12 protein-coding genes and 1 tRNA gene are annotated in these 11,682 nt (G+C 66.8%); 10 read left to right on the top strand and 3 right to left on the bottom strand.

Annotated features, from left to right (window positions below; translation table 11 throughout):
- Positions 1-242: 242 nt before the first annotated feature.
- From ACZY0Y_RS08185 to ACZY0Y_RS08165, 5 genes are all read left to right on the top strand, one after another.
- A complete protein-coding gene (locus ACZY0Y_RS08185; protein ID WP_463957354.1) occupies positions 243-704 on the top strand; it encodes a universal stress protein in 462 nt (153 codons plus the stop codon).
- A 19-nt stretch (positions 705-723) separates the two neighbouring features.
- Positions 724-1,230 (top strand): cysteine hydrolase family protein, encoded by a 507-nt coding sequence (locus tag ACZY0Y_RS08180; RefSeq protein WP_463957358.1) that lies wholly within the window; start codon positions 724-726, stop codon positions 1,228-1,230.
- 82 nt (positions 1,231-1,312) lie between these two features.
- Complete coding sequence (locus ACZY0Y_RS08175) at positions 1,313-1,447, top strand: hypothetical protein (RefSeq protein WP_272927707.1); 135 nt, start codon at positions 1,313-1,315, stop codon at positions 1,445-1,447.
- A gap of 15 nt (positions 1,448-1,462) precedes the next feature.
- Positions 1,463-1,624, top strand: a complete 162-nt coding sequence (locus tag ACZY0Y_RS08170) for a hypothetical protein (protein ID WP_463957353.1) — start codon at positions 1,463-1,465, stop codon at positions 1,622-1,624.
- Positions 1,625-1,700: 76 nt separating this feature from the next.
- Positions 1,701-2,321: a hypothetical protein gene (locus ACZY0Y_RS08165; RefSeq protein ID WP_463957352.1), complete on the top strand. Its 621-nt coding sequence runs from the start codon at positions 1,701-1,703 to the stop codon at positions 2,319-2,321.
- Between the two features lie 63 nt (positions 2,322-2,384).
- On the opposite strand, the gene ACZY0Y_RS08160 is transcribed toward ACZY0Y_RS08165, so the two are convergent.
- The 3 genes from ACZY0Y_RS08160 to ACZY0Y_RS08150 form a co-directional block, all read right to left on the bottom strand.
- A tRNA-Lys gene (locus ACZY0Y_RS08160) sits at positions 2,385-2,460 on the bottom strand.
- A gap of 117 nt (positions 2,461-2,577) precedes the next feature.
- Positions 2,578-3,753, bottom strand: a complete 1,176-nt coding sequence (locus ACZY0Y_RS08155) for a PQQ-dependent sugar dehydrogenase (RefSeq protein WP_463880250.1) — start codon at positions 3,751-3,753, stop codon at positions 2,578-2,580.
- A 38-nt stretch (positions 3,754-3,791) separates the two neighbouring features.
- On the bottom strand, positions 3,792-4,802 hold the full coding sequence (locus tag ACZY0Y_RS08150; protein ID WP_463957351.1) for a sunset domain-containing protein: 1,011 nt from the start codon (positions 4,800-4,802) through the stop codon (positions 3,792-3,794).
- Positions 4,803-4,918: 116 nt separating this feature from the next.
- On the opposite strand from ACZY0Y_RS08150, the gene ACZY0Y_RS08145 reads away from it, so the two are divergent.
- From ACZY0Y_RS08145 to ilvC, 5 genes are all read left to right on the top strand, one after another.
- Entirely contained in the window at positions 4,919-5,857 is a 939-nt protein-coding gene (locus tag ACZY0Y_RS08145) for a LysR family transcriptional regulator (RefSeq protein ID WP_463957350.1), read from the top strand.
- A 128-nt stretch (positions 5,858-5,985) separates the two neighbouring features.
- On the top strand, positions 5,986-7,707 hold the full coding sequence (gene ilvD, locus ACZY0Y_RS08140) for a dihydroxy-acid dehydratase (protein WP_463880255.1): 1,722 nt from the start codon (positions 5,986-5,988) through the stop codon (positions 7,705-7,707).
- A gap of 427 nt (positions 7,708-8,134) precedes the next feature.
- On the top strand, positions 8,135-10,033 hold the full coding sequence (locus tag ACZY0Y_RS08135) for an acetolactate synthase large subunit (protein ID WP_463880258.1): 1,899 nt from the start codon (positions 8,135-8,137) through the stop codon (positions 10,031-10,033).
- Between the two features lie 2 nt (positions 10,034-10,035).
- The gene (gene ilvN / locus ACZY0Y_RS08130) at positions 10,036-10,548 is read left to right on the top strand and encodes an acetolactate synthase small subunit (RefSeq protein ID WP_024366363.1); all 513 of its coding nucleotides are present in this window, start codon (positions 10,036-10,038) and stop codon (positions 10,546-10,548) included.
- Between the two features lie 82 nt (positions 10,549-10,630).
- Positions 10,631-11,656 (top strand): ketol-acid reductoisomerase, encoded by a 1,026-nt coding sequence (ilvC, locus tag ACZY0Y_RS08125; RefSeq protein WP_463957349.1) that lies wholly within the window; start codon positions 10,631-10,633, stop codon positions 11,654-11,656.
- Positions 11,657-11,682: the final 26 nt, after the last annotated feature.

The raw sequence follows: 11,682 nt of genomic DNA, 5'->3' as shown, positions 1-11,682 counted from the left end.
AAACCCCCAGGGAGACGTGATCACTCAAACGTTCCGGGGTTTCGGGCTTAATCCATCCGCTGCGAGCCATACACCAACATTAACAGAACAGACGCTAAGTAAACGGTATTGGAGCTAGGGCACTGTTTTCCCCGTGTCGCGTCTGTGTGGACCTTCCCGGACCGGCGCAGGTGGTGCGAGGATGGCCCTGTCCGTACCCGGCTGATCCGGCTCAGAAGCGGACCCGGCGAGAGGCATGACTCATGGAGAGTTCCAGTAACGGCGCATACAGGATCGTCGTGGGAGTGGACGGTTCGGAATCATCGCGGGCCGCCATGGACTGGGCCGTGGACGAGGCCAGGCTCCGGAACGGGCAGATCCTGGCCCTCTCTGCCTGGCACTATCCGTATGTCGGCGATGCCCTCGGGCAGGTCTGGGAGTATCAGGGCTTTGAGGAGGACGCGCGGGCGGTCCTCGATGAGGAGCTTGAACGGGTCGGGGACCGCGCCGTGCAGATCACGGGGAGGCTTATCCAGGGGAACGCGGCGAAGGCCTTGGTGGATGCCTCACACCGGGCCGATCTCGTTGTCGTGGGTTCGCATGGACGCGGTGGTTTCACCGGCATGCTGCTCGGATCGGTGTCCACGCAGACTGTCCACCACGCCCAGTGCCCGGTGCTGGTTGTCCGCGGTGCGGCGACGGACACCGGGGTCAGGGGGACCTGAGCGGCGGGTCCGGCCCGTGATGGAAAAGACCGACATGCTGGCCAATACGGCCCGGATCGTGGAGGCAGCGCGGGCCGCTGGTGCCACGATCATGCACGCACCGATAACCTTCGCCGAGGGCTACAACGAACTCGGACCGCACCCGTACGGCATCCTCAAGGGTGTTGTCGACGGCAAGGTGTTCGTCAAGGGGACCTGGGGCGCCCGGATCATCGACGAACTAGTCCCGGCCGAGGGGGACATCCTGATCGAAGGAAAACGGGGCCTGGATACCTTCGCCAGCACCAACCTGGACTTCATCCTGCGCAGCAAGGGGATCAAGACGATCGCGCTCGGCGGCTTCCTGACCAACTGCTGCGTGGAATCGACCATGCGGTCCGGCTACGAGAATGGCTACCAGGTGATCACCCTGAGCGACTGCGTGGCGGCGACCTCCATTGAAGAGCATGAAAACGCCATCACCTACGACTACCCGATGTTTTCCACACCCATGACGTCGGAGGACTTCAACAGCGCCCTGGGCTAACCCGTTGGACGGCGGGGGGCAGCTGCCCTCCCCGCCCGTGTCCCTCAGCGGACCGGCCCCCGGCTGCGCATAGGCTCAAGACATGGACGCGAACCTGACTGTGGAGCTCGAAGGGCAGACCTCGATCAACGAGCTCCTTGACGAGCCAGTCGGTGCCTCGCCGGTCCAGCTGGCGCTGCCCATCGATTTTCAGTTGGCCGCCGCGGTTCGGCGCTGATCCCGAACGGGGCTCGTGCCTGTTGGCCAGATCATCCCGGCCAAGCCGCCGGGGAGCAAGGCCGACGTGTGCACCTATTCGAGCAAGTCCAAGGAAGCAGGTCTGCCGGCCCTTTCGGTGGCCCTCGCGTCGCCCGCATCGGACGCCGACATCTCCCAAAGCGACGTCGACGCCTGACTGTTCTCCTGTCACTGGCATCGGCGACGTCGCCTGCCTGCAGTGGACGGGGTACTTCCGCGGTGAGCCCGGCAACGTGTCCGCGAATGTTGTCCTCACGGCTGTCCGCGGCAACGAGACCCTGGAGATGCCCTACGTAACCGGACCGCCTATGGCCGGGTCGGCCGTCCCGGATGGCGACGCGATGGCCCGCGCGCTCGCGCAGGCTGCTGTGGACGCGGGCTGGGGCAACGGCACCGCACTCAATGTCCCCGCCGCTCCGCCTGTGGGTCCGCCGGCCACGACGAACAACGCGGTCTGTGCCCTGATCAGTGCCGATGATCTCAAACAGGCTTTCGGGGCGAAGACCCAACCGGAAATCCTCCCGGGCGAGGTCAACTGCCGCTACAGGTTCGGCGACTTGGGCACACCGGGCCCGGACTCCCTGGTCTTCACCATCGAAGTCCGCAAGGGTTCAGCCCCGGCGCTGGCCGCCCAGGGCCTGCCCGGTGAGCCGCTCGACGGCGTCGGCGACAAGGCTGCCCTCACCGTGGGAACAGAACCCGCGGGCCCGAAGTCCCTCCGCCCGGCCGGCGACGTGCCGATTACGATCCTGTCCGTGATGGTGGTCAGGGGCGGGAACCGCGCGACATTCAACGCGCAGGTCCGGCGTCGAATTCTGACGCCCTCCGGTGAGGGTGCGACCAGACCCCCGTAGTTCCGGGCAAAACAAAACCCCGTCTTCATGGCTTTTGGCCAGTGAAGACGGGGCTTTCTTAGGTGGTGCACCCCCCGGGACTCGAACCCGGAACCCATTGATTAAGAGTCAATTGCTCTGCCAGTTGAGCTAGAGGTGCATCTGTTGTTTTCGTTCATCGCGGGCTTTTTGTTCCCGCGTTGTTCTCCGCAACGACATGAAACTCTACACGAGTTTGGGCGGAGTGTGAAATCGGCGGCGGTGGCCGGCCGTGCGTCTACTCCGGCAGCTCCAAAACCAGCACAAAGTCGGGGTTTTTGTTGTTGCTGAGCACCCACAGGCGGCCGTCCGGGGCCAGCGAAACGTTCCTGATCCTGCCGTACATCCGTGTGAAATAGCCCACAGGATCGCCGGCGAATTCACCGTTCAGGGGCACTGCCCACAACCGCTGCCCGCGCAGCGCGCCCAGGTAGGCCGTGTCGCCGACGATTTCGAGCCCGCTCGGAGAGGACTCGGCCGTCGAGGGCCAGACCACCTTCGCGTCCAGGAAGCCGGTGCGGTGCGGGGCGCCGGTAACCTCCGGCCAGCCGTAGTTCCCGCCGGGCACGATCAGGTTCAGTTCGTCGTCGACGTCGGGGCCGAATTCGCTTGCCCACAGCCGGCCGGCGCTGTCCCACGCGAGTCCCTGGACGTTGCGGTGGCCAAGACTGTAGACCGGGTTGCCGTCGAAGGGATTGCCCGGCGCGGGGCGTCCGTCCGGGCTGAGGCGCAGGATCTTTCCGCCCAGGGCATTCGGGTCCTGGGGCTGGCCGCGGCGCTGCGAATCGCCGGTGCCGACGTAGAGGTTGCCGTCCGGACCGAACCGGATCCGCCCGCCGTTGTGCGTGGATGCTTTGGGGATTCCGGTGAAGATGACCTGCGGTGCCCCCAGGCGCAGCGTCCCGGCACTGTCCTCAAGGCGCAGCCGCGCGATCCGGTTGTCGCTGGCGGAGGTGAAGTAGGCGTAGAGGTACCGGTCGCTCGCGAAATCTGGCGACAGGGCCAGGCCCAGCAGCCCGCCTTCGCCGCCGGGTACGACGTCGGGCACCTTGCCAAGCGTGCCTGCCCGTCCGTTGCCTGAGCCGGGTGCGATGGTCCGGAGCAGGGCAGTCTCGCGTTCGGAAATGACGGCGGTGCCGTCGGGCAGGAAGACCGTGGACCACGGCACCTGCAGCTCGGCGTCGATCTTTCGGGCAACCGTGGGCTGGTCCACGCCCGGCCGGGTCCCGGACGCGCCGGAGGCAGACGGGCCGGGCGCCGACGGGCTGGCGGCTGCGGGGCCGCTTCCGGCCGGGGAGGTGGTGCCGCCAGGAGAGGTGCCGCTGGACACACCGCCCCCGTCGCCGGAGGTGCAGCCGCTCAGAAGGACCGCGACGGCAGCCCCCAGGACAACCCACGGGCGCGCGCCCATCATCCGTGCTCCGGGTTCTTCCCGACAGCCCGTAATGCGGGCTACTGCCGTGTCCGTCGCGGCGGGCGGAAGCCCGCAGCCTCGGCGTGGGCCGCGGACAGGAACCAGACTTCGGCGCGGGTTTCCTCGAAGGCGGGGCTCGTCTCGTCGTGATAGACCATGGACGAAGCGTTGCCCTTGACCGAGAAGCCTTCCGGACCGCTGCCGTCGGCGGCCGGCGCCGCCGATCCCTCACCATACGGCTGGTCGACGGCGAGATGGCCGGCAGGTTCGGCCTCATGGGTGGCGGCCGTTTCCGCGGCGGCCGAGGACATTGCGGCCTGCCGGGCGTCAGCCTCAGCCAGGGGGGCTTCAGCCGCTGACTGCGACGGCGGCGCTGCCGGCACGGCGGCCCGGACTTCTTCGCCCGCAGTGCCGGCGCTGGCCTCCGCCGCAGCGGACTCGGCGCCGGGCAGGGTGGGGGCGTGGGGCTCCGTGTACTCAGGGTGATGCACCGGGACGTTCACCGCTGCCGCCGCACCGGCCGCTGCCGGCGCGTGGTCGGCGTGGAGGCCGTGGCCAGGCTCCTGGTGGAGGGTCCCATGTGGTTCGGCCGGAGGTGTTTCGGACCACTGGGTTTCCCACTCCGGACTCTCTGTGGCCGGTGCCGCTTCGGCGGCGGTCGCGGGCACGTCTCCCGACGCCGACGCGCGCATGGCTGCCGCGCGTGCCGCGGCGCGGGCCTCGGCGGCTGCTGCATCCTCGGCGACAGCGGCGGGGTCGGGCTCAGGTTCCGGTTCGGCCTCGGGTTCGGCCTGGCTGAATCCCGCAGCCGTGGGCATCCAGGCAAGGCCGGCAGCCGACGCGGAAGCGGCGGAAACGCCGCCGGACAGGGCGCCGCGGTGACTGGCGCCGTGGTCGACGTCGTGCAGATGGGGAGGAATGGGTTCGGGCGTGGCGGCGGTCCCCGTGCCTGCGGAAGCGGACCTGCGGCGGGAGCTGTTTTGGTTGAGCAGCCACCAGACGATGGCGACAATCGCCACGATGACGACGAGCCAGATAATCCAATCCATAGCAGAGCCCTTCTGTCCATAAGTCTGTCCATCAGGCAAGGTTGCCGTTGCTCGACGGTACGTCTGCCTGAAGGGGGCTGTCCAGCCTCCAGGCCGCGGGCCTGTAGCCTCTCTTCATGGATTTCAAGAGACTGCGCATTCTCCGCGAGCTCGCCGATCGCGGTACGGTCGGGGCCACGGCTGAGGCCATGAAGGTGACGCCCTCAGCCGTCTCGCAGCAGCTCAAGACCCTGCAGGATGAGCTGGGGGTGGTCCTGGTCGAGAAATCGGGCAGGGGAGTGCGCCTCACGGAAGCCGGACTCGCGATGGCGGGGGCAGCCGCCGAAGTTTCCACCGCCATGGCCCGCGCGGAAGCCGCCATCGACACCTACCGGCGGGGCTGGCAGACAAACGTCAAGGCCGCATTCTTCCCGAGCGCAGCCGAGATGTTCCTCCCGGGGCTCCTGCACCGGGTCAAGGCCATCGATGGACTCCGCTTCCAGGCGCACTTCGAGGATCCCAACGTGGCCGGATTCGCGGGGTTGACGGCCGACTATGACATTGTGCTGGCGCACAGCGTCGATGGTCCGGACGTCTTTGCCCGATTGGGGCTCACGGTGGTGCCGCTCCTCGACGAACCCCTCGACGTCGCCATCCCCGAGGGCCATGCGCTCGCCGGCAAGACGACCCTGCGGGCCGAAGACGTCATTGGCTTCCCGTGGATGGGAGTGCCCGAGGGGTTTCCCTTCGATACAGTGCTCCGCCAGATCGAGGTGCAGGCCGATTCCCCTGCGGACCGCGCCCAGCTGTTCCCGGATCTGCGGGTCCTCGAGGCCCTCGTCAGCGCCGGGCACGGGCTGAGCCTGCTGCCGCGTTACACGGCACTGAAAAACCAGGGGCGGGGCTTCGTGCTGCGTCCGCTCGCCGGGGTCAAAGCCAGCCGAAGCATCGTCGCCCTCGCGCGACCGGAGGTGGCGGCCCGGACCACTATCCAGAAGGTGCTCACCCTGCTCAAAGCCGAAGCCCGGTCCGTTGCCGAAGCCCCGGAACTGCGTGACGCCGCTCACCTCAACTGATCCCGCGTGATCGAAGCGTCCATCCAGTGAGACGCTAGTCCACTATTTGGTCGAAACATTCCCGGTTTTGCGCTTAATGCTCCCGCTCGGGTCGTTGCGCCCCGCGGCGGAGCCCTAGACTTTGAGCCATGAGTGAGGACACCCAAACAGCGACAGAGACCAAACCGGACATCAAGCCCCGCAGCCGGGTCGTCACCGACGGAATCCACGCCGCGCCTGCGCGCGGGATGTTCCGGGCGGTCGGCATGGGCGACGACGACTTCGCCAAGCCGCAGATTGGCGTCGCGAGCTCCTGGAATGAAATCACTCCGTGCAACCTGTCCCTGAACAGGCTTGCCCAGGGCGCCAAGGAAGGCGTGCATGCCGGCGGCGGGTTCCCGATGCAGTTCGGCACCATCTCCGTCTCCGACGGCATCTCCATGGGACACGAGGGCATGCACTTCTCGCTGGTGTCCCGCGAGGTCATCGCCGACTCCGTTGAAACCGTGATGCAGGCCGAGCGCATCGATGGCTCCGTCCTCCTGGCCGGCTGCGACAAGTCCCTCCCGGGCATGCTCATGGCCGCCGCCCGCTTGGACCTTGCCGCCGTCTTCCTCTACGCCGGCTCCATCATGCCCGGCTGGGTCAAGCTGGAGGACGGCTCCGAAAAGGAAGTCACCCTCATTGACGCCTTCGAGGCCGTCGGCGCCTGCGCCGCCGGCAAGATGAGCATGGAGGACCTTACCCGCATCGAAAAGGCCATCTGCCCGGGCGAAGGCGCCTGCGGCGGCATGTACACCGCCAACACCATGGCCTGCATCGGCGAGGCGCTGGGCATGTCCCTGCCAGGCTCGGCCGCTCCGCCCTCGGCCGACCGCCGCCGCGATGCCTTTGCGCACAAGTCCGGCGAGGCCGTGGTCAACCTCCTGCGCCTGGGCATCACCGCCCGCGACATCATGACCAAAAAGGCCTTCGAGAACGCCATCGCCGTCACCATGGCCTTCGGCGGCTCCACCAATGCCGTGCTGCATCTGCTCGCGATTGCCCGCGAGGCCGAAGTGGACCTCTCGCTGGAGGACTTCAACCGCATCGGCGACAAAATCCCGCACCTCGGGGACCTCAAGCCGTTCGGCCGCTATGTCATGACCGACGTCGACAAGATCGGCGGCGTGCCGGTCATCATGCGCGCGCTGCTCGACGCCGGCCTCCTGCACGGGGACTGCCTCACCGTCACGGGCAAGACCGTCGCGGAGAACCTCGCGGCGATCAACCCGCCGGACCTCGACGGCAAGATCCTCCGGGCCATGGACAACCCCATCCACAAGACCGGCGGCATCACGATCCTGCACGGCACCATGGCTCCCGAGGGTGCCGTCGTGAAGAGCGCCGGCTTCGACGCCGACGTCTTCGAGGGCACCGCCCGCGTTTTCGAGCGCGAGCAGGGTGCCCTGGACGCGCTCGACAAGGGCCAGATCAAAGCCGGCGACGTCGTCGTCATCCGCTACGAGGGCCCCAAGGGCGGGCCGGGTATGCGCGAAATGCTCGCCATTACCGGCGCCATCAAGGGCGCGGGCCTTGGCAAGGACGTGCTGCTGCTGACCGACGGCCGCTTCTCCGGCGGAACCACGGGCCTGTGCATCGGCCACGTGGCCCCGGAAGCCGTCGACGGCGGCCCCATCGCCTTCGTCAAGGACGGCGACCGGATCCGCGTGGACATCGCCGCCCGCAGCTTCGACCTCCTGGTCGACGAATCCGAACTCGATGCCCGCAAAGTCGGCTGGGAACCGCTCCCGGCCAAGTTCACCAAGGGTGTGCTCGCCAAGTACGCCAAGCTGGTCCACAGCGCCTCCACCGGCGCCTACTGCGGGTGATTCCTACTCTGAGGTTACGGCGCTAGCGCCGTAACCTCAGGGGCCCTCGGAATCCCCCCTATTAAGCCCTGCCGCCGAACGTTGCAGGGTCACCTGGGGGAAATGAGGGTCCCAGCTAGTGGACAGCGTTGTCCAGATAGTGAGACAGAGGTCGGGCTCGTTGACACCTGTCTCACTAAGAGGGAAAACTGAACGCATGATCGCATTCGTTACCGCCGGCGCCGCTGCAGGTGTCTCCGTCGTACTTACCGAGCGCGTGGCTCCATAGCCTTCACTGGTAACGAACCGTCACGCGCAAACCCCTCGAAGAGCCATCCGGCTGAGGGGTTTTTTTATTTCCGCACCACCGGTACCGCCAGCAGCACGCACTACGAGCAGTTCCACGATCACCGAAGATCCACCCGTAGATCCACAAAGGAAGAGTCCGATGAGCAAAGGATCGCCGATCAGCCCCTCGCTGATGGCCACAAAGTCCGCTGGAGCCTCCAAGGCTTCGGACCGCGTCGAACGCCCGGCCGACGCCGGTGTCGACACTGCTGCCGTCTCTCCTGTCCTCGGACCGAACAACGTCGTACCCCCGACGGTGATGACCGGTTCGCAAGCAATTGTCCGCTCGCTCGAAGAACTCGGCGTGGACGATATTTTTGGTTTGCCCGGTGGCGCGATCCTGCCCACCTATGACCCCTTGATGGCTTCCCGAATGAACCACATTCTGGTCCGTCACGAACAGGGAGCCGGCCACGCCGCGCAAGGCTACGCCATGGTCACCGGACGGGTTGGCGTCTGCATCGCCACCTCGGGCCCGGGTGCCACCAACCTCGTTACCGCCATCATGGATGCCCACATGGACTCCGTGCCGATGGTGGCCATCACCGGCCAGGTCGCCAGCGGGGTCATCGGCACCGATGCCTTCCAGGAAGCGGACATCGTCGGCATCACCATGCCGATCACGAAGCACTCCTTCCTGGTGACCGACCCCAACGACATCCCGCATGTGATGGCCGAGGCGTTCCACCTCGCCTCGACCGGACGCCCGGGCCCGGTCCTGGTGGACATCGCCAAGGACGCCCAGCAGGGCCAGATGACCTTCTCCTGGCCGCCCAAGATCGACCTGCCCGGGTACCACCCGGTGCTCCGGGGCCACAACAAGCAGGTCCGCGAGGCCGCCAGGCTCATCGCGGCGGCCAGCAAGCCCGTGCTCTACGTGGGCGGCGGCGTCGTCAAGGCACACGCCTCGGCGGAACTGCTGGAGCTCGCTGAGCTCTCCGGCGCCCCCGTGGTCACCACACTGATGGCCCGCGGCGTCTTCCCGGACTCGCACCCGCAGCATGTCGGCATGCCGGGCATGCACGGCACGGTCTCGGCCGTGACCGCCCTGCAGCAGTCGGACCTGCTCATCACGCTCGGCGCACGCTTCGACGACCGGGTGACCGGCGTCCTGAAGTCCTTCGCGCCGAACGCCAAGGTCATCCACGCGGACATCGACCCGGCCGAGATCTCCAAGAACCGCACGGCCGATGTGCCGATCGTGGGCTCGGTCAAGGAGATCATCCCGGAACTCAGCGAGGCCCTGCGAGCCCTGTTCGCCGTCTCCGGCACCCCGGACTACACCAACTGGTGGGCCTTCCTGAACAACCTCAAGGAGACCTACCCGCTGGGGTGGACCGAACCCGACGACGGCCTCAGCGCGCCGCAGCGTGTGATTGAACGCATCGGCGCCCTCACCGGCCCGGAAGGCGTGTACGTCGCCGGCGTCGGCCAGCACCAGATGTGGGCCTCGCAGTTCATCAAGTACGAGCGCCCGCACGCCTGGCTGAACTCCGGCGGTGCCGGCACCATGGGCTACGCCGTACCGGCCGCCATGGGCGCCAAGGTGGGCGAACCGGACCGCGTGGTCTGGGCGATCGACGGCGACGGTTGCTTCCAGATGACCAACCAGGAACTGGCCACCTGCGCGATCAACAAGATCCCGATCAAGGTCGCCATCATCAACAACTCCTCGCTGGGCATGGTGCGGCAGTGGCAGACCCTCTTCTACGAGGGCCGTTACTCCAACACCGACCTCAACACCGGCCACGACACCGTCCGGATCCCGGATTTCGTCAAGCTGGCGGACGCCTACGGCTGCGCTTCCTTCCGCTGCGACCGCGACGAGGACATCGACGCCACCATCCAGAAGGCCCTGGAGATCAACGACCGCCCCGTGGTCATTGACTTCGTCGTGAGCCCCAACTCCATGGTGTGGCCGATGGTCCCCGCCGGAGTCAGCAACGACCAGATCCAGGTTGCCCGCAACATGACCCCGGAATGGGAAGAGGAGGACTGAACATGACCCGCCACACACTGTCCGTTCTGGTCGAAGACAAGCCCGGCGTGCTGACCCGCGTCGCCAGCCTCTTCGCCCGCCGGGCCTTCAACATCAACTCCCTGGCCGTCGGGCCGACGGAAGTTCCGGGCATGTCCCGGATGACCGTCGTCGTCGACGCCGACGGTGAGCTGATCGAGCAGATCACCAAGCAGCTGAACAAGCTGGTCAACGTGATCAAGATCGTTGAGCTCACCCCCGAATCTTCCGTACAGCGTGACCACATCCTGGTCAAGGTACGTGCGGATGCCGCTACGCGGCTGCAGGTCACCCAGGCTGCAGACCTGTTCCGCGCATCAGTGGTCGACGTCTCCACAGAGTCGGTGGTCATTGAGGCAACGGGCCACCCGGAAAAGCTCACGGCGCTGCTCTCAGTGCTCGAGCCTTTCGGCATCCGCGAAATCGTGCAGTCCGGCACGTTGGCCGTTGGGCGGGGATCCCGCTCCATGAGCGACAGGGCCCTGCGCAGCGCGTAGACCTGCCGCAGCACCACACCAGCTTTAGCGAAGTCTTACCGACAAGCACCACCTAAGAATCCACTTAAAAGGAGACACCCCAGTGACTGAAATGTTCTACGACGACGACGCCGACCTGTCGATCATCCAGGGCCGCACCGTCGCCGTCATCGGTTACGGCTCCCAGGGCCACGCCCACGCCCTCAGCCTGCGCGATTCCGGTGTTGACGTCCGCGTCGGCCTCAAGGAAGACTCCAAGTCCCGCGCCAAGGCCGAGGCCGAGGGCCTGCGCGTCCTGAACGTCGCGGACGCCGTCGCCGAAGCCGACCTCATCATGGTCCTCACCCCGGACCAGGTCCAGCGCCACGTGTACGCCGAGGACATCGCCCCGAACCTGCAGCCGGGCGATGCCCTGTTCTTCGGCCACGGCTTCAACATCCGCTACGGCTACATCAAGCCCCCGGCAGACGTCGACGTCGCCCTCGTTGCACCCAAGGGCCCGGGCCACATCGTCCGCCGCGAGTTCGAGGCCGGCCGCGGCGTGCCGGACCTGATCGCCGTCGAGCAGAACCCGTCCGGCAAGGCCAAGGAACTGGCCCTGTCCTACGCCAAGGCCATCGGCGGCACCCGTGCGGGTGTCATCGAGACCACCTTCACCGAAGAGACCGAAACGGACCTGTTCGGCGAGCAGGCTGTTCTCTGCGGCGGCGCCTCCCAGCTCATCCAGTACGGCTTCGAGGTCCTCACCGAAGCCGGCTACAAGCCCGAGGTTGCCTACTTCGAGGTGCTGCACGAGCTCAAGCTCATCGTGGACCTCATGGTTGAAGGCGGCATCGCCAAGCAGCGCTGGAGCGTCTCGGACACCGCCGAGTACGGCGACTACGTCTCCGGCCCGCGCGTGATCACCCCGGACGTGAAGGAAAACATGAAGGCTGTCCTGGCGGACATCCAGGACGGCACCTTCGCCAAGCGCTTCATCGACGACCAGGACGCCGGAGCCCCCGAGTTCAAGGCCCTGCGCAAGAAGGGTGAGGACCACCCGATCGAGGCCACCGGCCGCGAACTGCGCAAGCTGTTCTCCTGGATCAAGAACGAGGACGACTACACCGAAGGCTCAGTGGCCCGCTAGGCACTGACCGGCAGGGAAGCCGGACA

The organism is Pseudarthrobacter kochi, from assembly GCF_055412805.1.
Note: the sequence above shows the minus strand (reverse complement) of the source record. Positions and strands in the feature narration are given on the sequence as shown.

Excerpts from the sequence above, each read along its gene's own strand:
- ACZY0Y_RS08155 (WP_463880250.1), bottom strand. The coding sequence starts at position 3,753 with ATGATGGGCGCGCGCCCGTGGGTTGTCCTGGGGGCTGCCGTCGCGGTC.
- ACZY0Y_RS08175 (WP_272927707.1), top strand. The coding sequence starts at position 1,313 with ATGGACGCGAACCTGACTGTGGAGCTCGAAGGGCAGACCTCGATCAAC.
- ACZY0Y_RS08145 (WP_463957350.1), top strand. The coding sequence starts at position 4,919 with ATGGATTTCAAGAGACTGCGCATTCTCCGCGAGCTCGCCGATCGCGGT.
- ilvN (WP_024366363.1), top strand. The coding sequence starts at position 10,036 with ATGACCCGCCACACACTGTCCGTTCTGGTCGAAGACAAGCCCGGCGTG.
- ACZY0Y_RS08135 (WP_463880258.1), top strand. The coding sequence starts at position 8,135 with ATGAGCAAAGGATCGCCGATCAGCCCCTCGCTGATGGCCACAAAGTCC.
- ACZY0Y_RS08180 (WP_463957358.1), top strand. The coding sequence starts at position 724 with ATGGAAAAGACCGACATGCTGGCCAATACGGCCCGGATCGTGGAGGCA.
- ilvD (WP_463880255.1), top strand. The coding sequence starts at position 5,986 with ATGAGTGAGGACACCCAAACAGCGACAGAGACCAAACCGGACATCAAG.
- ACZY0Y_RS08150 (WP_463957351.1), bottom strand. The coding sequence starts at position 4,802 with ATGGATTGGATTATCTGGCTCGTCGTCATCGTGGCGATTGTCGCCATC.
- ACZY0Y_RS08185 (WP_463957354.1), top strand. The coding sequence starts at position 243 with ATGGAGAGTTCCAGTAACGGCGCATACAGGATCGTCGTGGGAGTGGAC.